Raw genomic sequence first — 23745 nt, forward strand, 5'->3', positions numbered from 1 at the left:
TAAAATTCGAAAAGCCTGCAGTATATAACTGAAGGCTTTTGCTCTTATTCTATCGCTGTACTGTATTGCGCTTTCACAAGCCCGGCATAGATGCCTCCTTTAGCGAGCAGCTGCTCATGGTTTCCTTCTTCCATTTTCTTGCCGTGATCAAGAACAATGATCCGGTCGGCGTCGCGGATCGTGGACAATCTGTGGGCGATCATCACTGCTGTACGCCCTTTCAGCAGCGTTTTCAAAGCTTGCTGAATTTTCACCTCCGTCTCTGTATCAATACTTGCCGTTGCTTCGTCCAAGATGATAATAGCCGGATCGGCGAGCAATGCTCTTGCAAAGGAAATGAGCTGGCGCTGTCCGGCGGACAGTACGCTCCCCCTTTCCTCCACCTCTGTTTCGTACCCTCCTGCTAAACCAGAAATAAACTCATCCGCTCCGACCGCTTGGGTTGCTTTCATCACCTCTTCGTCTGAAGCACCCGGCCGTCCAAAACGAATATTTTCCATGATAGTCCCGGAGAAAATAAATGTATCTTGCAGCACAATGCTGATTTGAGAGCGCAAACTGGCAAGAGAAAGATCCTTAATCGGAATACCGTCTATTTTAATCGTGCCTCCCGTGGCATCATAAAAACGGCTGATTAAGTTGGCGATCGTCGTTTTCCCGCTTCCCGTATGCCCGACAAGCGCAAGCGTCGAGCCCGCCGGGATAGAGAAGGAAACAGCGTGAAGGGCTTTTCGTTTTTCATCATAGGAAAATTCAACCTCTTCAAATCTGATCTCTCCATTTATCGTTTTCTTATGAATGGCATCCGGCTTCTCCTTGACATTTGGCTGTTCGTCCAGAAACTCAAAAATCCGCTCTGATGATGCCATCCCCATTAACAGCTGGTTGTAGACCTGGCCCAGTCTCGAAATAGGTTCCCAAAACATGCCCAGATAGAAGGCAAAAGAAACAAAGACACCAATCGTGATGGTTTCATTCATGATGAGTGTGGCGCCATACCAAATTAAGACAGCCGTTCCAATCGCATTCGTCATTTCTACCAGCGGACGGAACATGGCATTTTTTCTTGTTGCTTCCTGCCAAGATTGATAGTTCTCCTGATTAACGCCGTCAAAATACGCCATGTTTTCTTCTTCCTGCGTAAATGCCTGTGTGACACGGATGCCCTGAATGCTTTCATTCAAATGAGAGTTTAGCTTCGATTGCTTTAGACGCACCGATTGCCAGGAGCGGCGTATTTTTTTCCTTAGACTTGTTGAAATAAAAAACATAATCGGCAGTGTCACCATGATGGCGATAGTCAGCTCAGGACTCAGCGTAAACAAAATGATAATAACGCCGGCCAAAAGCAGCAAGTCCGTCAATAAGTTGATGACTCCGCTTGTAAAGAGCTCCTGAAGAGAGTTAATATCATTCATAACCCTGACCAAGATCGACCCGGCCGACCGCTGATCAAAAAATCGGTGGGATAAGCGCTGCACATGGGTAAATAAATGCTGCCGCAAATCGTATATCACATGCTGGCCAAGCTGATTCATCCACCTGATTCTTAACACATTGGCGGCATAATTGAGGACATATAAACCGCTAATGATGAAAATGAGCTGGATCAGCAGCCCCGAGTTTCTCGCTGTAATGGCTTGATCGAGAACATAAACGCCGATCAGAATAGGAATCACAAGCTTTACAGCAGTCCCAATCAATACGGTGAGAAAGGAAAGCGGCAAAATTGTTTTTCGATATGGTTTGACATAGCTCAGCAGCCGCCACATTTGAGCCCAGTTAAACGGCTTTTCAATGATTTCATCTGAAGAATAATAGAAACGCTCCAAAATCCCCTGTTTTTTTGCTTGTTTCATATGGCCCTCCCTATCCGACCTGATGCGGCTCATTGATCAATTTGACATCACGGTATTGCAAATCGTAAATCTTTTTATAATAGCCGCCTTTTTCAAGAAGCTCTTGATGTGTTCCCCTTTCACAAATGCGCCCCTTATCAAAAACGAGAATTTCATCGGCGTGTTTCAGTGAAGAAATGCGGTGAGCGATGATAAAGGTTGTGCGGTTTTTCATGACTTCTTTTAAGGCAAGCTGTATGCTGTGCTCCGTTTGCATATCTACTGCACTTGTGGCGTCGTCCAATATTAAAATGCTCGGGTTCAAGCAAATGGCTCTCGCAATGGCAATACGCTGTTTCTGTCCGCCGGAAAGCCCCATTCCCCTCTCTCCCAGCATGGTGTCATATCCGTCAGGAAGCTCCATAATAAAGTCGTGAGCCTGCGCCCTTTTTGCGGCTTCGATGATGTCTTCCATTGAGGCATCCGGCCTCCCGTACGAAATGTTTGCTCGAATCGTAGATGAAAACAGAAAAGATTCTTGAAGTACGACCCCGATATTGGAGCGAAGGGTTTTTAATGAATAATCTGTGAGGGGCTTGTGATCAATGGTAATCATTCCGCCAACAGGGCTGTAAAATCTGGTGAGGAGCTGTGTAACTGAGCTTTTGCCTGAACCTGTCGGGCCCAATAGGCCGATTACCTTCCCGCTGTTTGCCTCAAAGCTTACATTGCGCAGCGCGTTTGTTTGTTCTTTTCCGTATGCAAGAGAAACATTTTCGAAATGGACATTGCCGGTTAATTTTTGTTTATGCAAAACATGAGCATGGTCTGTGATGTCTTCTTCTTTTTCCAGAATTTCCAGCAGGCGTTCACCTGACGCTTTTGCTTGAGAGAACATATTGATTACAAAACCTAAGTTCATAATCGGCCACATCATATAATTCACGAGGCTGAAAAAAGCGACAAGCTCGCCGGGATTAAGCTGATTTTGCATGACCAAGTAGCCGCCATATGAGAGGAGAGCTACAATACAAATATTACCGATGAACTCCATTAAAGGGAAATACGCAGACCAAATGGATGATGTTTGTAAATACTGTGCCCTGTATTCCGCATTAGCCTTATTAAAAGTGCTGATCTGAAAATCCTCTCTGGAAAGAGATTTCACCGTATTGATGCCGCTGATATTTTCCTGGACTTTTGTATTGAGTTTCGCAAACGATTTGCGGATGCCTCTAAAGGCAGGATGGACCCTTTTGTCAAACTGATATACAGCAACAGCGAGAAATGGCAGAACAGCTATTGTTACAAGCGTAAGTGGAACAGAATAGTAAAACATGACCGACAGGCTGATGGCGACCAGCAGGACGAATCGAATGAGCTCAGCGAGACCGTATGATAAGAAAAAACGAAGCCCTTCAACATCAGCTGTCAGCCTGGACATCAAATCACCTGTTTTCGCGTTATCATAATAAGAAAAAGAAAGCCGCTGCAGTTTTTCATAGAGGCCATTTCTCAGCCGATAAACGGATTTGATCCCGAACATATCACCTAAATATTGATGAAAAAAAGTGGCGGTTCCTTTCAGGGCCATTACCGCAATAAATCCTAAACTGACCCATGCTGCAAGCTGATACTGCCTCCCCAGCACGATTTCATCAATCGTAATTTGCAGGATAATCGGGTAAACGACAGTAATCGCAGTCATCAAAAGCATGGCGAGAAGCGACCACATAAACACCTTTCTGTACGGCCAATAAAACATTTTTAATCTTTTAAATGTCTCCATATCCAGCACCTTTCTCGTTTATATCTTCTTTACTATATCGATACCCGAAATAAATTTCTATTGTTTTTCAAAAATTCAGTCTAATGTTGGAGTGAGTCTCTTACTTTATAGGGAGTCCCTTATGTAAAATAAACGCTTACAGAAAATCATTGTATGCTGGGAGTACTTGGGGATATGCGAATGAAGCACAAAAAAACCGGACGGCTGAGTGCCGTCCGGTTTTCATCCTCCGCTGACCGGCGGAATGATGGCTACCGTGTCACCTGAAGATACGGAGGTATTTTCTTTTACATAGCTTTCGTTAACAGCAATCATAGCTGTATCAATGGATGCAAGGCCGTATTGTTCTTTTAGATTCGCTTTTATTTCGTCTGTAGTTGCTTGTTCCATATCTATTTCCAATGCTCGTTTGCCAGCCTGTTCAGCAAGCCCTGCAAATAAAAGAATTTTAATCATGCTGCTCTCCCTCGCTTAAGTCTGGTTTTCCGTTCGGGTAAGCTGTTGTTTCAAGCTGGTCGCCGATCCATTGCTCACCGTCTTCCCAAATTTCTTTTTTCCAAATCGGCACAATCTGTTTAATTCGTTCGATCGCATACTCATTGGCTTCATAAGCAGCTTTCCGATGGGGAGATGATACAGCGATCACTACCGCTGCTTCACCGATATCCAGCACACCTATACGGTGCGTGATCGCAGCTGAAGCACCTCCCCATTTTTCTTCGATTTCAGCGCCGATTTGAGCCAGCATTTGCACGGCCATCGGTTCATATGCCTCATATTCCAGCCGAACCGTTCTTTTTCCGTTTGTCCATTCCCGAACCGTGCCAATAAATGTCGTAATTGCCCCTGCTTCCCGTTTCTCCACTTTTTTGATGATGTCTTCAGTAATAATGGGTGTTTTCGTGATCTCAAACCGTTCCATTATGCAGATTCCCCCTTCAGCTGTGAAAGCACAAAATCCACGGCAACCGGATCATCCGCATGAAAAACGGGTAATCCCTGATGCTCTGTCATATGCTCTTTTTTTCTATAGATGATGGCGATTGTATTTACTGCCTGCAGCGCTTCTAGATCTTCCTTTTTGCTAAGTATAACCACTTTAGGATAAGGGGCTTTTTTAAAGCCTTCAATCAGAAGGCAGTCTGTTTCTAGAAACCGATATAACTCAATCAGCCGCGGCAAATCCCAATTGCGGCGGGCTGTCAGCTGTAATATACCAGCACCTTCTACTGCTGTCACACTAGCACCTGCCGCTCGATAACGGTCAGTGTCTTTTCCTTCAGTGAACGTTTGCGGTTCACCGCCGTGACCATGGTGCTTCAGGCAGCCGAAATTGAGCCCCTGTTCAAAGGCTTTTTCAAGAATGCGCTCGATAAACGTTGTTTTCCCGCTGTTTTGAAATCCTACAACTTGGACGATCGGGAAAGGACGGACCAAGGCCATTCACTTCCATTCTCTTCTCTGATGAGCAGCACTTGAACCGTTCTGCCTGATTCATATCCTCTCGTGCCGCCCGGCAGGATAATAAACGCATTTGCTTCTGCAAGTGACGTGACGGAGCTGGATTTATCTAATCCGACGGGTGCCGCCAACAGCTTTCCTTCCTGATGATACACGAAAGCACGAACAAATCGGGTAAAGGGGTTCGGCTTTGGAAAATCCTTAGTCAAAACAGCTTCCGCACAAATCGAATGAGGTTTTTCATTGAGAAGCCATGTCTGGATCATCGGTTTGACAAACAGTTCAAAGCCGACATAGCATGCCGACGGATTACCTGACAGGCCAAACAGCAGCATATCGTGTGCATGCGCCACCGTCGTCACGCTGCCCGGGCGCATGGCAACTTTATTAAAGAGCACGTCCGCTCCGAGTTTTTCATAGATCGCTGGCAAAAAGTCAAAATCACCAACCGACACACCGCCAGTTGTAATCAGAAAATCAACCTTTTTCATCGCTTCTTTGACCGCGGCAAAGCTTTTATCCAGATCATCAGAAATTTTCCCTAAATAAAGCGGTGTTGCGCCTGCTTCTATTACTTGCGCATACACCATACTGGCATTGCTGTTGCGGATTTTCCCCGGCTCCAGCGGATCACTGACATTCAGCAATTCGGTACCGGTTGCGATAATCCCGACAACAGGCTTTCTCACGACAGGCACAGATGCGTATCCGAACGTTGCCAAAAGCGCAGTCACTCCTGGTGTCACTCGGGTGCCCTTTCTCAATAAAACACTCCCTTTTTGAGCGTCTTCACCTGTTTTTGAAATATTATCCCCTGGCTGAAAACGGCGTTTTAAAGACATAAACGCCTTCCCATTCTCCTCAAAGGGTTGAGTCAGCTCAATCATGACGACAGCATCAGCCCCTTCAGGGATTTGCGCGCCAGTCATAATCCGCACGGCCTCAAACGGGCCAAGTTCTTTTTCAGATACAGCCCCCGCTCCGATGTGGTCAATGACTTCAAACCGAACTGGGTTCTCACGTGAAGCTTCAGCCGTATCGCACGCTCTGACGGCAAAACCGTCGTATGGCGAACGGTCAAATGCGGGTACATGGTGATCTGCTGTTACGTCTTCAGCTAAAAATCGATGAAGGCTGTCTTCAAGCGCCACCCATTCTGTTTCCCCTTGTTTTTGAAAATGGCAGACACGCCGAACTGCCTCGTCTACCGGTATCGGTGTTCTTTTCTCCAGCATTCTGACCCCTCCAGTTGTTACAATCCAATTACTCTTGCCAACACGGAATTGGCTTCTTTCACATCATTTGTTCCATGCACCAGTGCACGTCCGTCATTGAAGATGACGATTCTGAAATCCTCGTAAAAAATATGCAGCAAAAACGCATTGGCCTCGACCTTGCCAATTGTTTTCAGCCGCTTGATGAGCTCCTGTTTCGGAATTCTTTTTAATGACTCCGACCTTATCTGAACTGTATCACGGCCGCACAGTACAGCGGCTTTTGGTGTGTTCCAGTCTTGGAGATAAGGATAAACCGCATGTGTTCTGCAAGACGGGCAATCCTCACGGCGTACATGATTAACGTTAATCTTCATATGCGAGTTGTTCCAGACATCGAACGTCACAAAACCGCGCTGTATCGCGTCTGTTTGGCCGGTTAGCAGCTTTAAAGCCTCAGCCTGCTGATAGGCAGAAACGATATGCACAGCGGGCGGAATGATGCCAGCCGTATCACACGTCGCCCCGCCGACAGGAATTTGCTCAAACAAACAAGATAGACAAGGGGTTTCTCCCGGAATAATCGTCATGAACATCCCTTGGCTGCTTACACAAGCGCCATAGACCCACGGTGTCTTTGTTTTCTGGGCAAGATCGTTTATCAGCATGCGGGTTTCAAAATTATCTGTCGCGTCGATCACGACATCTGCTTTTTCAATCAGCGGTTCAAGCGTTTCGGCCGTTCCTTCGGCAACATGGGCCTCAATATGTATTCCGCTGTTAATCACTGAAAGATGCTCCTTGGCAGCCATGGCTTTCGGCATGCGGAGCTTGGCGTCGCTTTCTGTGTAAAGCTGCTGCCTTTGCAGATTGCTCCACTCCACATAGTCACGGTCAATAATGGTAATGGTGCCGACTCCCGCTCTCGCAAGCCCTTCAGCTCCTGCAGTCCCGAGCGCTCCCGCTCCAACAACCAGCACATGGCTGTCTCCCAGTCTTTTCTGGCCCTTTTCCCCTATTTGTTTAAATCTGATTTGCCGTGAATAACGCTCCTCCATCAAACCTGTTCTCCTTATCTTTTATGTCATCTTAACATGTTTTTGCCCCATCAGTCCCACCTGAAGGAATCCGTTTTTTCTTCCAAACAGTTAAAATCCTCACGTGTATTAATGTTGATAAACTCAGCCGGATTTGCCCCAATTTCTTCAGCGTGTACGTAACAAACTGAAATTCGATCTAACAAATCTGAAATTCTTAATCTCTTCTCAGAAAGCTGATCATATAGAATGGGCATGATTCTTTTATGGTAAATTGCAATCAATGGCTGCTCCCGTCCATCTGAAATCGGGACGACTGCGTCGATACCGGCAGTCATCAGACGCTTGAGCTCCAGAATCGTCCTTCTTTGTATCAGCGGCGTGTCACAGGAAAGAACAGTATAAAGATCACCGTCTGTCTTTTTAAAAGCGGTATATATACCAGCCAATGGCCCCATGCCTTGAAAAGGCTCAGCATCTTGATACACTTCATTTTCACCGTTTTCTTGAAATCTATCAATAAACTCAGGACGGCTGATGATAACCGTATGTTCTCCAAGCGCCCTTTGGGCCCATTCGTAAAACATCCTGCCCCTCCATTTCACAAACGCCTTCGGTTCTCCGAAGCGCCGTGAGGCTCCCCCTGCCAGCAGTACGCTTATATGCTCCATGTCATCTCACCTCTAGTTCGTTAAAAGCATAGCAAAAGCAAAGCCCCGACGCCACTGCTTGTCTGTTTATTAAAGAGGAATAGCTGTTCAGTATTTGCATATTGTAGTGTTAACATCATGAGGGAGATGGTTCGAATGAAAAGATCAGGTCCTTTTTTCCACGACGTGTCTCAGGAGAACCTTTACTTAAAATCAGAGCTTTCAAGGTGCCATAAGCTGATTGCCGAACTTGAAGCAAGCTACTTCCATCAGAAAAATAACAAACTGCTCAAAGAAAATAACGATATGAAAGAAAAACTCCAGCAGCTGTCTGCCGAATTAACAAACATGTCAACGAAAGAAAAACACGCCTCCCATACCAGCCATACCCTGCATCAAATAAGAGCTGAACTGCTTGATAAAATCGTTGCATTGCAGGAGCTTCTTTCTGCTGAAACCTACAAACGCAAAGCCGAAATTCAAGAAAAACATAAACTTCATATCGCTAAAATTAAAATTGAAGAAGAAAATAAACATCTGCATCAACGAATCAGCCATCTTCAGGCCTCTATTGAGCAGAAACAGAACGCACTGCTTCAAGCAAAACAGCAAACCGAATTAATAAAAGCCGAAAACGGCCGTCTAAAAGAGCAAATGGTAGAAAAAGAATATCAGCTAAAACATATCAAAATAGAAGTTGATCATATGAAAGACCGAATCATAGAAACGAAAGAAAGGCTGCTCGAAATAGAAAAAACGAAAGAAAAATTATTTCACGAAACTATTATATCGTATAAACGGCAGCTTGATGAAAGCGATGCCTGGATTGCTTCTCATTTTGCCGATATTGATGGCGGCACGAAACAAACAGAAAAAACGGAAGAAGAAGCTCCAGCGGTCTACGCGCAGCCAAATCATGTAGAAACCATACTTGAAGATGTCACCAAACAGATACATGCACTTCAAAAACAGCTCGTCCGCGCCCAATCATCAGACCAGTCCATGAGTCATACAATCGAAGAGCTGAAAAACAGAGCCGCTGAGGAAAAACCTTATCAAAAGTGGGTATATAAGCTCAATCTTGAAAAAGAAAACAAACCTTCACAGAAAAAAACTCAATAAAAAACTGCTTGAGCACTACGCCAAGCAGTTTTTCTGTATGTTTATTCATTTGCTGATTCTGCAGATTCAGCTGATTCGATTTCACCTTCTAAAATGTACTGGCCGCGATACGGTTTTTTCACTTCCGGGTACATTTTAATTAAGCTTTGCATAAACGTTGTCATATTAGGGATTTCAAGACCGCTTTCTTTTTCAATCTCTTTTTGAAGCTCGGAGCTCTTAATCGCCGCGTTGTGGCGTTTTAATGTTTTAATGGCAGCTTCACGCAGCTTAGCTGCTTTCGATCCCGGTCTTGCCGTTCCTCTTCTTCTTCGTGTTGTTCCGTCTGGTATACCGGCAGGAAGAGAGGAAATAGATTGAAGCTGAGGCTGTACAGACTGCTGTTGTGATTGCGGCTGATAGCTTCTGATTTCCTGAGCCGCAAGCTCAGCGAGAACCGGCAGAGAGTCAGTTTTTCGTTCAGAACGGAAATCCTTTTTGACTTCGGAAGGGCTTCCATTTCTGTCCAGCTCTCTTAATTTTGCGTATATTTTATCACGTTCGATTTGATATTCACGAATGACTTTCACTTCAGCTTCATTTAATTGTTCTAATCGTAAGCGCAAAGCTTCTCTTTCATTAAACATTCCTCAATGTACCCCCTATCAAAATTAACATCTTTAATTAAGATATTAGATTACAAAAGTAATTTTATCAACTATTATTTTAGCATTTTACTATTATATTTACTCTATGAAAAATTCCTTATTTTCTGAAAATGTTTTATTTTTCAAAAGAGTCCTTTATTCACAAGGGGTTGAGGGTCTTTCGAATTCAATTGGTATAATGTTGAAAATATATCTTTTACTTACTTCTTTAATGAAATTTAGTGTAATATCTACAATTTTCGAGTTATGGGATATGAAATTTATCTAAAATTGAGGAAAAACATAAAAAAATAGCAGTTTTTTAGCGTATCAATCAAACAAATCACCATTTCCTATGCCCAAATTTGGAAAAATAAGCTTCTTACTCTTCTCCGATTACTTTCTTGCACAAATAAAAAAACCTGATGAGATCAGGTTTTTTATGAAGAACTATTCAGATGCCTGTTCTGTTTCAGCCAGAACGCGATTCACACGTTTTTCAAGCATTTTCATGCCGCTCCCTCCGGCTTGGAAGTGACGGAGCTGTCCTGTTTGATCAAACACATAGTATGCAGGCACATATTCATTTTCAAATGCATCGGTTAAAGCATGATCACTGTCGACAAAAATCGGCTGAGTAATGTCGTGTTCAGCAGCTACATCTTTAATTTTTGCGAGATCAAGGTCATCTTCGGAACGAGGCATATGCACAGCTACAACGTTCAGTTTATCTTGATATTTATCACGAAAATCATTCACTTGCGGCATCACTTCTTTGCACAGATGGCAGCTGATGGACCAGAAATGAATAAGCGTCGGCTTTTCCCCGATCAATTGCTCTCTCGTTACTTCACCATTGAACCAAGCTTTTTCCCCTGTTAATTCAGGCATTGGCTGACGTAATTTCATTGCTTTTCCCTCCTATTAAACAGAAAGGCCTAACGAATAAGTTAGACCCTTTTTCGTTCTTAGAAAGAATTAAAGTGTTTTTTGGCCTGGTTTCCAGTTGGCCGGGCAGAGTCCGCCAGTTTGCAGCGCTTGAAGGACACGAAGCGTTTCATCAACATCACGGCCAATGTTATTATGGAAAACCGTTTGATATTGGAGCTCGCCTTCAGGATTGATAATAAACAATCCACGCAAGGCCACACCTTCTTCTTCGATTAATACGCCATATTCACGAGATACCTCGTGGTTTGTATCAGCAGCAAGCGGATATTTCAGCTGGCCAAGGCCGTTTTCTTTTCGGTCTGTATTAATCCACGCCAAATGAGTATGAATTGTATCAGTAGAAACCCCGATTACTTCTGCATCAAGATCTTCGAATTCGTCATAGCGGTCAGACATTGCTGTAATTTCTGTCGGACAAACAAAAGTGAAATCCATTGGATAGAAGAACAGCACTGTCCATTTATCTTTTTTCATGTTTTCCTCAAGACTTACTTTGCCAAATTCTTTACTTGCAAGGACTGCTTCCATTTCAAAACGAGGAGCTTGTTTACCTACCATACGTTCCGCCATATGTATCCCTCCAATTTATAGTTTAGCTTAAAAGCCGGATTCACATGAAAATAAAGGATTTTTATCCATATTACGTTAATAACATCGCAATGCCCATTATATAGGAGGAGATTTCCCGAGTCAATTTTTAACAAATCTTGCATGTCTTTGGCTTCGACATTTTCAAATAAAACGTTTAACATGTTCATGTATAGGGTAACAAATCTCAACGTGCAGCAATCAATTCAGAAAAGGAGCACCAACATGGATTTTATTAAACAATACGATTGGGCGGGACTGATTACAAATGCAGGTGTTCTGCTCATTAAACTCGTCATTATGATATTGCTCTATTTTATCGTTCGATCATTAGGCATGAAAATCATTAAACATCTGTTTGCAAAATTCGAGGAGCAGAACAGCTTGTCTATCGGACGTGCACATACGCTCCGAAGCCTGACTCTTAACATATTTGCTTACATACTGATTTTTATATTCTTCGTCATGGTTCTGGATCTGTTTCATTACGATCCAAGCGCCCTTTTAGCGGGAGCAGGAATTGTCGGACTGGCTGTCGGATTTGGCGCCCAAGGGCTTGTCAGCGACATCGTGACAGGTTTTTTTATTCTGCTTGAAAAACAATTGGATGTCGGAGATTATATTACCGTTTCCACCTTTAACGGAATTGTCGAGCAGGTTGGCTTAAGAACAACTCAAGTCCGCAGCTTTGACGGAACACTGCATTACATCCCAAACAGAAACATTACAAACGTGAGCAATCATTCTCGGGGAACAATGCAGGCTCTTGTTGATATTAAAGTGCCGGCTGAAAGAAATATTGATGAAATGATCCACATTTTACAGCAAGTATGTGATGAAACGGCAGCCGCTCTCCCGCAAATAAAAGAAGGCCCCAATGTCATCGGTATCCAAGAACTGGGAACCTCTGAAATTGTGATCAGAATCATTGCCAAAACAGAAAATATGGAACAGTGGCGGGTCGAGCGAGTGCTGAGAAAAGAAATAAAAAACGCGCTTGACCGCGCTTTTCCCAAAGAAACAGAATAAATAAAAGAACCGAAGCTCTTTGCTTCGGTTTTTATTTTACTGAATTCTGCTTTCAACTTCGCTGCAAATTTCTTCAGCAGTCATCCCGGAAGCTGTAATGACAGGTGCTTGTGTTACCGTATCGGCTATTCCTTGCACATTATTATCAAGACCTGTTACGACACAGCAGTCACAGCCTTTTGCATCGGCAGGGCTTTTCATCATTACAACGTCATATCCTTTTTCTTTTAATGCAGCTTCTACATCTGATAACGATTGTTCAATTCCTATTTTTTTAGCCATATTGAACACCTCCGTTTACTAGAGTGCTCATTTTATGGAATTTTATTCTTTCATTTGTACTTAATTGGCATAAACAGAAAAATAACCTGTCATGACGTTAACCGCTGTTTCTATGGCTTTTTCATCAGGATTCAGCTTTGCGTGATGAAGCCCGTGTTCAGAATCAGCGCCGAGCCAAAACATGAAGCCGGGATATTTTTTCAGCATATAGCCAAAATCCTCTCCAGTCATTGCTTCTTTTGCTTCAATTACTGTTGCCAGTTGATGTTCAGCAACGAAAGACATAAATTCTTCTGTCAGTCCGCTCGTATTGTAAACTTGGTGATACACAGACGGATATGTCACTTTTCCTTTGCAGCGGAACCCAATTTCGATTCCTTTTACCAAATCTTCAATCCGTTCCTTTACCTGCTTCATCGATTCTTCAGAAAGCGTACGGATCGTGCCTTCCAGGTGAGCTGTTTGCGCGATGATATTTTGCGCTGAACCGCCGGTAATGGTACCAACTGTAATGACGGCACTGTCCAGCGGATCTGTGTTTCTAGAGATGATCGTTTGCAGCTGGGTGACAAGTGTGCTTGCTGCTACAACCATGTCCTCAGCCAAATGCGGATAGGCTGCATGTCCCCCTTTGCCTTCCAGATCGATGACAAGCTCTGATGTATTCGCAAAAAGGAGGCCGCTTTTTGTCGAAATGGTGCCTACAGGCAGCTCTGGAGCAATATGCAGCGCAGTAATGAAATCAGGCTGCCACTTTTTTAATACATCGCTCTCGAGCATTGGCTCTGCACCGCCAGGCCCTTCCTCTGCAGGCTGGAACAGAAAAAGCAAATCATGTTTGACCGGGTGGTGAACAAAATGGTCAATAATGCCGAGTGCAATCGTCATATGCAAATCGTGTCCGCAGGCGTGCATGTTGCCGTGATGCTCTGATGCGAATGGAAGACCGGTCTGCTCTTCAATGGAAAGTGCGTCGATATCCGCTCTGTACGCCAGCATTTTTTCCGGCGCCGTCCCGTTCACCTTTACAAAAAGCCCTGTTCGCCATTTCTCAATTTCAATTCTGTCTTGCGGGTATTGTTCCAAGACATTTAATAAATACTGTTGGGTTTTGAACTCCTGAAATCCAAGCTCCGGTATACGGTGCAGACCTCTGCGGATTGCGATGAGCTCCTCTTTCTTCATTTTCATTCCTCCTGCCTATACGAATAAGGCGTGGATATATTATCCACGCCCTTTTTATCAAATCATTCCTTACAGCTGGCGTAATTCCTGCTTGATTTCAGTTTTGCCTTTTGTTTTCTCATCAATGTCTTTGATTTTTTTAGCAGGTGTTCCTGCAACAACAGTGTATGGCTCAACATCGTTTACTACGATCGCTCCCGCAGCAACAACTGCTCCTTTACCTACTGTTACGCCTTCAAGCACAACGGCATTTGCGCCGATCACAACGTCGTCTTCAATGACAACCGGTTTAGCGGATGGCGGCTCAATAACGCCCGCAAGTACAGAACCCGCGCCGATATGGCAGTTTTTACCGACAGTAGCTCGTCCGCCCAGTACAACGTTCATATCAATCATTGTACCTTCACCGATGACTGAGCCGATATTGATAGAAGCACCCATCATGATGACTGCGTTATCACCGATTTCAACTTGGTCGCGGATGATCGCGCCCGGCTCGATACGCGCTTTGATATTTTTAAGATCAAGCGTTGGAATCGCAGAATTGCGGCGGTCATTTTCAACCACATAGTCTTCGATTTTGCTTTGATTTTCTTCAATTGCTGTTTGGATTTCGCTCCATTCACCGAAAACGACACCAGTGTTTCCGTTGATAAAAGCTTTCGCAGATTCGCCGAAATTGATTCCTTCCAGCTCACCTTTCACGTAAACCTTTACAGGTGTAGATTTTGTACTATTTTGAATAAATGAAATAATTTCATTTGCGTCCATCATTTTCATATGTAAAGTCCTCCTCCTGATTTTCTACCTCATTACTGTATCAAAGGAAAGATACAAAGACAAGAAAAAAAGGAACAGCCGCTTTAGCAGTTCCCATTGGGTGATCAGACAGCGCATCCGCTTTTCTTTGCGAATTGTCTCCCGAACTCCATTAATTCTTCCTCTTCTTCACCTTCTGGATTATTTTCAATTTTTACCGAGGGCAGAACAATTTCGCCTCCGCGTTCTTTTATTTTTGCTTCGAGCGTATCAACCGCTCCGCAGAAAAATTCATATGCTGTATCACCGGAACCGAATACAGCGCATGTTTTGCCGGAGAAATCAATCTCATCCATGTCTTCAGCAAGGTCTAAAAATTCATCAGGCAGATCTCCGTCACCCCACGTATAGGTTCCCATAATGATGTGATCATAATCGTTAAACAGCTGTGCATCATCAATATCCATCGCTTCGAAACGGTCTGCTTCCGCTTCCGCCTCCTGAAGCCCCTTCTCAATCAAATCTGCCATTGCTTCCGTGTTGCCTGACATTGTTGCATAAACGAGCAAAATCTTCCCCAATTCTTTTTTCCTCCTCTAATGAATCATTGCTGAAACTTCATACGGCTGGACAAATTTACATTCATACAAGCCTGCACAAAAGAAATTCTCTTTCTGATTCGCCACTCTCCACCCATGCCCTTTAATGGTATCGAACCATTTTAACGCCCGGGCTTCGAGATCGGCCTGGTAAATTCTCGAATAACCATTTTCATCTTGCGTGGTGGTAACATATATGATTCCATTATCCTCTGAAATATCAAGAAATGATTCTTCTTTTCTGATCATGCTGGATTGTATGGTGAATTCTTCGTCAGTCAAAATATTCCTAACAGTGACAGCACCGTGCTTTCCTTTCACAGAACCCATCGCCGCCACCAGCCAATTTTCATTGAACACGAGCATGGATGCCGTCATCCGGCTTTCCTCTTTCTTAACGATTTGGACAGTGTCACGTTTAAAGTCGTAAGCCCAAATGCCTCCAAAATATTCGTGTATTTGTGTGCCGATGAAAAGGCTGCCGCCGTGCAGGCATAACGAACGGATAACAGGCGGGTTATCAAAATCCGCAAAAGGCTTGGCTACACGCCACGAAACCCCAAAATCATCCGATACATAAATGCAATGCTTGCCGTGGGCGCAGACAAACCCGTCGTTTCGCCCGGTAATCGCCCACACTGTTGCATTTGTCGGAAAGCTAGACATCGTCCAGGTTTTCCCTTCGTCAGACGATCGAATGACCGTTCCCTTTTCACCTACGCCAAATAAGTACGGCCCCATGTAACTGATGCAATGAATTTTGCTTTTCAAACGAAAAAGCTTTCTCCAGCCCTGCTCCAAGGAATAATGAAAAATGCCTTCTCTTTGTACCGCCACAAAATAACCAGAAAATGCCGACGCCGTGACAGCAGTCGCTCCTTTATGAAACATGGCTTTTTTCCTTGTTCATATAATCTGCCCATGCAAGAAAACCTCTCGCAAACGCTCGGCAGCTATCTACATCTTCATCTGTCTCAGGCGCCAGTTCGATTTTTAATGTTTCCTGGTAAACAGCAGCTCCCGCCTCTTGCAGCATGTCACTGAACAAATTGACCGCTTCACAAAACTTTGGGTAAGAATAATCACCAGATCCGAAGCAGGCTGTTTTTAAGCCATTAAGCTGAAGCTGTTTGACCTCATCAAAAAAATCCTCCGCTTCGTAAGGCAAATCGCCGTCGCCCCATGTATACGTGCCAATCAGCACATAATCATAGGATGTCAGAGCAGACACATCCACATCATCTATCTCGACACAATCGATATCCAACTCATATTCCTGAAGCGTTTCTTTTATAATTGCAGCAATATCTTCTGTATTTCCTGACATGCTGGCATATGTAATCAAGGCTTTAGCCATGTTATCACCTCATCAATTGATAATGATTTTCAATATCATATGTATCACTTTAAATGATAATGATTTTCATTGTCAATATATAAATAAAAAAAGACAGCATATCGCTGTCTTTAAAATGGATTTTCCTGATCCAGCATATCCTTTATCACTTGTACAAAAGCTTGAACTTGCTTCAGCTCAAAGGCAGGTTCATAGCCTAATAGCCATGTATCCCGTCCGATTGGTTGCTCCTTCGTGTCTAACAGAGGCATTTTGTTGACTTTATCCTCGTTTTGCAGGGTAACAGACGGCAAAATAGCATAACCAATTCCGTGCAACGCCATCTGTTTGCACGTTTCAATCTGATCAACCAATATTGTCTGTTTTGGAGACGTTTTAAATTTTTGATGCCACCAGTGCTGAATTTCCTGAAAATAAGTGCTGTCGCTTTTAAATTGGATAAACGGCCGTTCTGTATGGGCAATGTCTTCGATGCAGGAAATTTCAGTGTCCACTAAATAAAGGTGATCTGTCATTAAGTAATCTTTACGGCCCTTCCACTCAGGGTTGCCTCTTATAATACCGATATGAACCTGATCCTCATATAAGCTTTTCAGCATTTCGCTGCTCCAGCCGGTAATGAGCGAGACCTTTGCATTCGGATACTTTTCCACATACGTCTTCAGGACTTTAGGGAGCCAATGCTGGCCGATTATGGAGGCGACGGCAAGCTTCAATGTGCCGTGAATTTCACCTTCAAGTTCATCAATATTTTCTCTTATTCTTTCCTGCTCTAACGTCACATCATTCGCAAACTGAATGATTTTCTCACCGGCTGGCGTTACCGTTAATCCTTTTTGGGATCTTAAAAAGATTTTTGTGCCCCACGCCTTTTCAATTGTTTGTAAGCGCTGAGATAAAGCCGGCTGAGATACAAAAAGCCGTTCCGCCGCCTTTCTCATATTTAACTCCTCAGCTAAAACTACGAGCATATGAAGCTCTTGAAGCTGCATGTCGTCCTCCTTTTTATGATCAATAAGTTTTTCTTATCTCCCATTCTAATAAAATCTTTGTTTCTGATTCAAGCCCTATTCTGGTTTAAATTATGTATGCGCTTTCTTTGTTGCTCTGCCAATATAATAAAAATAGGCCATAAAGCCTACTTGTTTAATGAGCGTATGTGCTTATTCAATTCCTTCAAAACCACTCTTCTCGTAAAAATTCCTTCAAACACCTGCTCATCATTTTCAACACAGACAAATCCGTTATTAATGACCATGCCGAATCCCTTCATAATTGGATCATTTATATGAAGACGCGGAATATCGGTGACCATGACTTCCTCGACAGTAATCTGGTCAAGCTTTTCAAATTCAATTCGCTCAAGCCCGAAAATGCTGTTCATGATCATATTTGTACCGATTAAACCATGTAAACGATAGGAAGCATCAAGAACTGGAATGGCTGTGTATCCGGTTTTTGTCAGCACTAATAATGCGTGCTCAAGGTTATTGCCGACTTGAACGTGCGCTACTTTGTCCGCCTCAATCATAAATTGTCCGACTGTTGCCTCAAGAAGCTGGTCTGATTGTAAGCTTATCATGTTTTCGACCCCTTTTCATTTTCATCAACAATACATTCCCTATATTACAATAATATAAACTTTATCAGTATTTGTCGAAAAGTTTCCTTTCAATAAAAAAGATACTCTTTGGGCGAGTATCAATTATAGGGTGCTCCATTAATTTTCAAATCGAAATCGGTCGTATAGCGTTACAAGTTTTTTGTAGGTGGTTCCGTCAACGTTTTTGGTTCCTGTCTCTATATCGTTGATCTCACTGCTTAAAAGCTCGATGGCATATTCATGGTTGATCAGGATATTCAGCAGAAGTTTTTGTTCTTCTTCTGTAAATCGTTCACCGATAAGACTCATTCGCAATCAGGCCCCCTGTTTTATACTGAATACCTCTGAAAGCAAGACAACTTACTTTCAGCTCTACCGCTAGAATAAGTAATCAGAAAACAAACGTCAACCGCATAATTCGACATTTCCCTTGGCTTTTCAGCCGGAATTATTTTGTGAAACGATTTGCATAGCTGAAGGCAGTGTATGAATCCGGCTTTATTTTCGCCTCAATCCCCATGGAAGTGATACGTCCTGTCATTTCTTGGATCAGTTCTTTTGTAAGTCCTTTTTTCCCAATATCCAAATGGACCTCAAAGGTAAGATCCGCCCCCTCACCGGTAAAGGGCAGGAGCAGATCGGTAATATCCATTAAGTGCCCATCAAGAATATGAGCGGCCGTTTCTTGGCTGTACGCCGTTTCTAACGAAATCTTCTCCCGAAGGCTATGTATGGGTCTGTCGACTGTATGATTTTTCAAGCAGCCCCAAGCTCCCTTGCCTGTACGATGCAAATGCAATGCGGTAATAAACTTTGTGTAATCGCGGTAGACCTGTGAATCGGTTCCGATCGATAACACATAGGAAGAACGGGGGTCCTTTTGAACAAAGGCTTTAAGCCGTTCCATCACATCTTGAAAGGTCATCTGTGCTTCTGAAAGATTATAAAACAGAAAAGAATCAGCCATGACGACACTCCTTTTCAAGGATTTACAACCATGAAACAAGTATGTTCCTTATCGTTTATTGCGATTTTTTGCAAAAGCGGAAGCTTGTTCGCCCTATATCAGGAATCTTACTGAAGAAGTTCAAAGATTTCGATGGAAACCATGTCGATATTATCAAACGGATATGTGTTAGGTTTTTCACCTTTTTGGAAAACCGTCAGCTCAAACGTTTGATTTTTTTCGAAATATTTAACACTGCATATTTTCTCACCATTTACTTCGAAATAACGCTGCATTGGCTCGTTAGCCGCTTCCGCTGTTTCTTGCAGACTTTGCAGCCGTGTGATGATACCCATTAATTGTGACATTCTAAAAAAAGACTCCTTTCAAAAAGCAACTTCAAATCAACAAGTATTTATTATAATACAAGTTCTATTGAGCATCATACCATAAAGTCGTACAGGATGGCATTTTCACTGCTGAAATTTAAGAAAAGAAAAAATGTAAAAAAACTATTTTTAATTAGTTTGAGGCTTTTTTTGGAATGTCATGCACACAATTATGATTTTTTTGATATGCCCTCAGAGTCAAGAAGCTTTTTTGCAATTTCAGCAATTTTTTTTGAAATTCCTGGTGAAGTTCCACGTGGCTAAACTTCTCAGCAGTCATATTGGATACGAGATCGCAAAGCGGTTTTCATGTTGTTCTTGCTTCATAAATTAAACGATTGGAATATGTAATGATCAGAGTGGACATCTTGCCTCTTGCCGAATTTGCCGCCTAATAGCTCTTGCACGGCCGTTGCTGCATTGAGTCGGGGTGTTCGCACGCTGAAAGAACATTTTTGTTCCTCCCAGAACGTTTTCCACTAGTAAGGTTTATTGTTTCGTTAGATTGTCTTATGCTTTGGCAAATAAAAAAACTTGGCGGGGGTAGCGCCAAGCTTTTTCGGATCTTGATCTGATAGAGGGGTTGGGGAACAGAGAGTAGCTTCTCTCTATAATTAAATGATAATGATTCTCAGTATCAATGTCAATCGTTTTTTGATATTTTTTTCAATTCATATAAAAAAAAAACGGCCATTCAGCCGCTTAAATCAGTCCATCCTGTTCATATAAATAAGAATAAGGCAAGTCTATAAATAAATACATCTGATCATCCATCGGATACGAAAACGTTCTAATCATTTCACCTGTTTCCAAATCACTGTACAAATCACTGAAAAATCCTTTTCTGAGATTTCTCATCCTCATAATGTTCTCCAGAAAATAAGGTCGCCAGCTCCAGTTCTTTTCCGCATATTCCGGCTGGTACACCCATTCTCCATCTTGTTTAAACACATTTCCCGTCAGCTGATCGCCTTCTTCATCACACATGTAAATTCTAAAGCTGCAATCTGTCAGCTCTTCCGCCAGCTTTTTAATAAAGTCATCATCAGAAGATAGATTGTTTTTTCGCAAAGACGTCACAGCCTGATGCACTCGTTTGTAAAACTGTTCAGAGTGCTCATAGACGGTTTCAAGCTTCTTTTTCTCATGTGTGATAAATTGGTGAAATTCAGTTTTAAGTCTTTGTTTCAATACATTTCTCTCTAGAAACGTTTCAGACGGAGACACCAAGTAATAGCCCTGAAAATAGCGGCCGCCGTTTCTCCAAGCGTATTGAAGCTGGAAGTTCGCCTCAATGTCTTCATACAGCAGCGCCGCACCGATTTTTCTCGCTAATAAAGATATGCTGTACAGCACATGCTCATATGACGGTGATGGCTGTGATACTTTTAGCGCCTGCAAATCGATTTTCAATAGATCTGGTGAGAGCAGTGCGATTCTGTCCAAGTTGCTGCTTTCTTTTCCGATGTTATCAACTGCGATTTTAATTCCGTATGTACGATAGTAGGCAAGCATATGGTAGAGCTGCTCAATATCCCCTTCAAAATTGTGCTCTGTAATTTCAAGCACAAACCGATGGAGTTCGATTCCCTTTGCTTCATATTCTTTCAGAAGCTCCAGAAAGCTTTCACCATGATCAAGCATTAGGAGATTGGCATCCTGATTCATAAAAATCAGCAGATCAGAATCCGCTTCTAAAAAGCGGTCAAGAGCCTGGCGGATAATTCTGTTATCAACCTCTAGTTTATATTCTTCGGGTATCCCTGCATCTAAAAAGAAAGGCCCGAGACTTTGGATTTCTGAATCTGCCAAAATTCGTCCAAGCACCTCATATCCGACGATCTTCTGTTCCTCGGCACTGAAAATCGCCTGGTAATATGGAAGGACATCATCAATGTTCGTTAAAATATCAAGTGGATCCAACATGTTATCACCTGCTTCTCTATCTTTGTCTGATTATACCACATTGAATCCATAGATTAATATGCTTTAAAACGGATAAGGATTCAGCCATTGCCCCCCATCCATTGTGATACAATCCCCGTTTATATAGGATGCTTCGTCAGAAAGCAAAAACGCGGCCAAAGAAGCGATTTCCTCCGGCGTACCCAGTCGGCCCAGCGGTACACTGTTCATTGTGCGGGCCATCGCTTTTTCCGATTCAAAAAGCTTTTCCGCACCTCCTGTTCGTTCAATTGGGCCGGGTGCGATGGCGTTTGTTCGGATTCCGTATTGGCTTCCCCACTCAACGGCCAGCGTTCTTGTCAGTGACAATACCCCTGCTTTAGCTGCAGCGGAATGAACGACCCCCGCTCCCGCTCCCCAAGCGTATGTGGCGGCCATATTTAAAATGACGCCCTTCTGCTGCTGCTCGATCCAATGCTTTGCCGCGGCTTGGCTGCAAAAGAATGTGCCGTTTAAAACAATCTCAATGACGGCTTTCCATCCATTGGGCGTCAGCTTTTCTGCCGGACAAATAAAGTTTCCGGCCGCATTGTTAATCAGCGCGTCAAGCCGGCCAAAGGCTTTTATCGCTTCTGTAATCATTTCTGAAGCGGCGGAATCAGAACGGACATCCATTTGAAAACATGCGACCTGCCCTTCAAAGGTCTCAATTTCTCTTTTCGTTTCCTCAAGTGCTTCCTGGTTCCGCCCTGTCACCATGACGTACCAGCCTAATTCAGCCTGTTTTTTTGCCATTGCTTTTCCCATGCCGCTTGACCCGCCGGTAATGATAACCGCCTTTTTTCCCATGATTCTCCCTCCTGTTATGAATGAGTATTCATTCAATATTATTCTATCATTATATGCCTGCTTCTGTCAGTACATGCTGACATGAGATTTTTTTAAGATACAGATGATATAATAGAAAAACTCTATTAAAGGTTGGTTTGAAATGAAAAAGATGTCCAGAAGGCAATTTCTAAAAGGAATGTTCGGCGCTCTTGCCGCCGGGGCTTTAACGGCCGGCGGAGGATACGGCTATGCCAGATACCTGGAGCCGCATATGATTGAGACAACCGAACACACAATAAAAAGCTCTCTCATCCCGCATGGATTTGACGGTTTTAAAATCGTGCAGTTCAGTGATACGCACTTGAGTGATTATTTTACTCTTGAAGACTTAAAAACTGTCATCATGACAATCAATGAATGTAAGCCTGATCTCATTGTTTTTACCGGTGATATCATCGATAATCCTGATACGTATCAACAACACCAGGCAGTGATTCCATTATTGAGAAAACTAAATGCGCCCTTCGGCAAGCTTTGTATTTACGGCAATCATGATCACGGAGGCTATGGAACTGCCGTATACAAAAGCTTGATGACAGCCGGCGGTTTTACGGTACACCGCAATGGCTATCAAACATTGTCGCTCACAGATGGCAGCGAAATCGAGATTGCATTTCTTGATGACTTAATGCTCGGAAACCCAGATTATGAAGGCATCCTATCAAGGCTAAGCGACAGACTTTTTTCCATTCTGCTCGTCCATGAACCTGATGCAGCCTTGAACACAACAGGCTATCCGGTGAATCTTCAGCTTTCCGGCCATACACACGGCGGCCAGATTCAGCTGCCTTTTTACGGACCGATTATTACGCCTCCCTATGGAAATGTCTACACAGAGGGAATGTATCAAACAGGCAGCACTCATATTTACGTAAATCGCGGCCTCGGGATGACCAGACTGCCTTTGCGGTTTCTGGCCAAACCTGAAATCACTGTCTTTACCTTAAAAAACACAAATTAATGTAGCAGGATGGGCTCCTCATCAATACTTATAAGTAAAAAGAGAGGGTGAGGAAACTGCTTACGTATCAGGTGAAGCAAGGTGATACACTGAACAGCATCGCAGCTGATTTCAGAATCAGCATCGCTGCATTAATACAGGCTAATCCGTCACTGCAGGCAGGGATCACTGCGGGACAACGCATTGTCATACCCGGTCTGCCGGACCCCAATACGATTCCGTATCATATCGCAGTCTCAATCGGAGCGAAGACCCTTACGCTGTTCCAAAATAATCGGGTAATGAAAACCTATCCCATCGCCGTAGGTAAAATACTGACGCAAACGCCCACTGGCGAGTTTTACATTATTAACCGCCAGCCCAATCCCGGGGGCCCATTTGGCGCTTATTGGCTAAGCCTTTCAAAGCAGCACTACGGAATACACGGGACGAATAATCCCGCTTCGATTGGCAAGGCTGTTTCTAAAGGCTGCATTCGCATGCATAACAAAGACGTGATCGAACTCGCTTCAATTGTGCCAAACGGAACAAGAGTCACCATTAACCGGTAATGTTTTCTTATT

General features: G+C 43.3%; 28 protein-coding genes. 4 read left to right on the forward strand and 24 right to left on the reverse strand.

The window, feature by feature from the left end:
* Positions 1-44: 44 nt before the first annotated feature.
* From CVV77_RS05160 to CVV77_RS05195, 8 genes are all read right to left on the reverse strand, one after another.
* Entirely contained in the window at positions 45-1859 is a 1815-nt protein-coding gene (locus CVV77_RS05160) for an ABC transporter ATP-binding protein (protein WP_100274774.1), read from the reverse strand.
* A 10-nt stretch (positions 1860-1869) separates the two neighbouring features.
* Positions 1870-3627 carry an ABC transporter ATP-binding protein gene (locus tag CVV77_RS05165; protein ID WP_100274775.1) on the reverse strand — a complete coding sequence of 586 codons (1758 nt, stop codon included), beginning with the start codon at positions 3625-3627 and terminating at the stop codon, positions 1870-1872.
* Between the two features lie 222 nt (positions 3628-3849).
* Positions 3850-4083: a molybdopterin converting factor subunit 1 gene (gene moaD / locus CVV77_RS05170; RefSeq protein WP_100274776.1), complete on the reverse strand. Its 234-nt coding sequence runs from the start codon at positions 4081-4083 to the stop codon at positions 3850-3852.
* Positions 4076-4549 carry a molybdenum cofactor biosynthesis protein MoaE gene (locus tag CVV77_RS05175; RefSeq protein ID WP_088110998.1) on the reverse strand — a complete coding sequence of 158 codons (474 nt, stop codon included), beginning with the start codon at positions 4547-4549 and terminating at the stop codon, positions 4076-4078. The genes moaD and CVV77_RS05175 overlap by 8 nt, the downstream gene beginning before the upstream one ends.
* Entirely contained in the window at positions 4549-5070 is a 522-nt protein-coding gene (gene mobB, locus CVV77_RS05180) for a molybdopterin-guanine dinucleotide biosynthesis protein B (protein ID WP_100274777.1), read from the reverse strand. Before mobB ends, CVV77_RS05175 begins: the two co-directional genes overlap by 1 nt.
* A complete protein-coding gene (locus CVV77_RS05185) occupies positions 5031-6323 on the reverse strand; it encodes a molybdopterin molybdotransferase MoeA (protein WP_100274778.1) in 1293 nt (430 codons plus the stop codon). Before CVV77_RS05185 ends, mobB begins: the two co-directional genes overlap by 40 nt.
* Positions 6324-6340: 17 nt before the next feature.
* On the reverse strand, positions 6341-7360 hold the full coding sequence (locus CVV77_RS05190; protein WP_100274779.1) for a MoeB/ThiF family adenylyltransferase: 1020 nt from the start codon (positions 7358-7360) through the stop codon (positions 6341-6343).
* Positions 7361-7410: 50 nt separating this feature from the next.
* Positions 7411-8010, reverse strand: a complete 600-nt coding sequence (locus CVV77_RS05195) for a molybdenum cofactor guanylyltransferase (protein ID WP_100274780.1) — start codon at positions 8008-8010, stop codon at positions 7411-7413.
* A gap of 135 nt (positions 8011-8145) precedes the next feature.
* Between CVV77_RS05195 and CVV77_RS05200 the strand changes: the two genes are divergently transcribed.
* A complete protein-coding gene (locus CVV77_RS05200) occupies positions 8146-9111 on the forward strand; it encodes a coiled-coil domain-containing protein (RefSeq protein ID WP_100274781.1) in 966 nt (321 codons plus the stop codon).
* A 41-nt stretch (positions 9112-9152) separates the two neighbouring features.
* Here the strand turns inward: CVV77_RS05200 and rok are convergent, their stop codons facing one another.
* From rok to ahpA, 3 genes are all read right to left on the reverse strand, one after another.
* Entirely contained in the window at positions 9153-9737 is a 585-nt protein-coding gene (gene rok / locus CVV77_RS05205) for a transcriptional regulator Rok (protein ID WP_003238902.1), read from the reverse strand.
* Positions 9738-10187: 450 nt separating this feature from the next.
* Complete coding sequence (locus CVV77_RS05210; RefSeq protein WP_084992650.1) at positions 10188-10646, reverse strand: redoxin domain-containing protein; 459 nt, start codon at positions 10644-10646, stop codon at positions 10188-10190.
* Positions 10647-10715: 69 nt separating this feature from the next.
* Entirely contained in the window at positions 10716-11258 is a 543-nt protein-coding gene (gene ahpA, locus CVV77_RS05215; protein ID WP_003238905.1) for a biofilm-specific peroxidase AhpA, read from the reverse strand.
* A 243-nt stretch (positions 11259-11501) separates the two neighbouring features.
* On the opposite strand from ahpA, the gene mscT reads away from it, so the two are divergent.
* Positions 11502-12305: a small-conductance mechanosensitive channel protein MscT gene (mscT, locus tag CVV77_RS05220; RefSeq protein WP_019258275.1), complete on the forward strand. Its 804-nt coding sequence runs from the start codon at positions 11502-11504 to the stop codon at positions 12303-12305.
* A gap of 36 nt (positions 12306-12341) precedes the next feature.
* Here the strand turns inward: mscT and CVV77_RS05225 are convergent, their stop codons facing one another.
* From CVV77_RS05225 to fadH, 13 genes are all read right to left on the reverse strand, one after another.
* Complete coding sequence (locus tag CVV77_RS05225; protein WP_003238909.1) at positions 12342-12587, reverse strand: YkuS family protein; 246 nt, start codon at positions 12585-12587, stop codon at positions 12342-12344.
* A 60-nt stretch (positions 12588-12647) separates the two neighbouring features.
* Positions 12648-13772: an N-acetyldiaminopimelate deacetylase gene (locus tag CVV77_RS05230; protein ID WP_100274782.1), complete on the reverse strand. Its 1125-nt coding sequence runs from the start codon at positions 13770-13772 to the stop codon at positions 12648-12650.
* 69 nt (positions 13773-13841) lie between these two features.
* Positions 13842-14552: a 2,3,4,5-tetrahydropyridine-2,6-dicarboxylate N-acetyltransferase gene (gene dapD / locus CVV77_RS05235; RefSeq protein ID WP_003238912.1), complete on the reverse strand. Its 711-nt coding sequence runs from the start codon at positions 14550-14552 to the stop codon at positions 13842-13844.
* A gap of 104 nt (positions 14553-14656) precedes the next feature.
* Positions 14657-15112 (reverse strand): flavodoxin, encoded by a 456-nt coding sequence (locus tag CVV77_RS05240; protein WP_003238914.1) that lies wholly within the window; start codon positions 15110-15112, stop codon positions 14657-14659.
* Positions 15113-15127: 15 nt separating this feature from the next.
* On the reverse strand, positions 15128-16021 hold the full coding sequence (locus CVV77_RS05245; RefSeq protein WP_100274783.1) for a WD40/YVTN/BNR-like repeat-containing protein: 894 nt from the start codon (positions 16019-16021) through the stop codon (positions 15128-15130).
* Positions 16011-16487, reverse strand: coding sequence for a flavodoxin (locus CVV77_RS05250; RefSeq protein ID WP_100274784.1), 477 nt, complete (start codon positions 16485-16487; stop codon positions 16011-16013). The genes CVV77_RS05245 and CVV77_RS05250 overlap by 11 nt, the downstream gene beginning before the upstream one ends.
* 110 nt (positions 16488-16597) lie before the next feature.
* Positions 16598-17479 carry a transcriptional regulator CcpC gene (gene ccpC / locus CVV77_RS05255; protein ID WP_003238920.1) on the reverse strand — a complete coding sequence of 294 codons (882 nt, stop codon included), beginning with the start codon at positions 17477-17479 and terminating at the stop codon, positions 16598-16600.
* A 146-nt stretch (positions 17480-17625) separates the two neighbouring features.
* Positions 17626-18069: a cyclic-di-AMP-binding protein CbpB gene (gene cbpB / locus CVV77_RS05260; protein WP_003238922.1), complete on the reverse strand. Its 444-nt coding sequence runs from the start codon at positions 18067-18069 to the stop codon at positions 17626-17628.
* Positions 18070-18207: 138 nt separating this feature from the next.
* Positions 18208-18405: an AbrB antirepressor AbbA gene (gene abbA / locus CVV77_RS05265; protein ID WP_010886502.1), complete on the reverse strand. Its 198-nt coding sequence runs from the start codon at positions 18403-18405 to the stop codon at positions 18208-18210.
* Between the two features lie 133 nt (positions 18406-18538).
* Positions 18539-19057 (reverse strand): ribonuclease H-like YkuK family protein, encoded by a 519-nt coding sequence (locus CVV77_RS05270; RefSeq protein ID WP_038428894.1) that lies wholly within the window; start codon positions 19055-19057, stop codon positions 18539-18541.
* 107 nt (positions 19058-19164) lie between these two features.
* Positions 19165-19404: a YkuJ family protein gene (locus CVV77_RS05275; RefSeq protein WP_003218671.1), complete on the reverse strand. Its 240-nt coding sequence runs from the start codon at positions 19402-19404 to the stop codon at positions 19165-19167.
* 723 nt (positions 19405-20127) lie between these two features.
* Positions 20128-21351 carry an EAL domain-containing protein gene (locus CVV77_RS05280; RefSeq protein WP_100274785.1) on the reverse strand — a complete coding sequence of 408 codons (1224 nt, stop codon included), beginning with the start codon at positions 21349-21351 and terminating at the stop codon, positions 20128-20130.
* Between the two features lie 63 nt (positions 21352-21414).
* Complete coding sequence (fadH, locus tag CVV77_RS05285; RefSeq protein ID WP_019258269.1) at positions 21415-22179, reverse strand: 2,4-dienoyl-CoA reductase; 765 nt, start codon at positions 22177-22179, stop codon at positions 21415-21417.
* A 142-nt stretch (positions 22180-22321) separates the two neighbouring features.
* On the opposite strand from fadH, the gene CVV77_RS05290 reads away from it, so the two are divergent.
* A complete protein-coding gene (locus tag CVV77_RS05290; RefSeq protein ID WP_100274786.1) occupies positions 22322-23182 on the forward strand; it encodes a metallophosphoesterase in 861 nt (286 codons plus the stop codon).
* A gap of 56 nt (positions 23183-23238) precedes the next feature.
* Complete coding sequence (locus CVV77_RS05295; RefSeq protein WP_080010805.1) at positions 23239-23733, forward strand: L,D-transpeptidase family protein; 495 nt, start codon at positions 23239-23241, stop codon at positions 23731-23733.
* Positions 23734-23745 lie beyond the last annotated feature (12 nt).

Source organism: Bacillus sp. SN1 (assembly GCF_002796895.1).
Classification (GTDB): Bacteria; Bacillota; Bacilli; order Bacillales; family Bacillaceae; genus Bacillus; species Bacillus inaquosorum.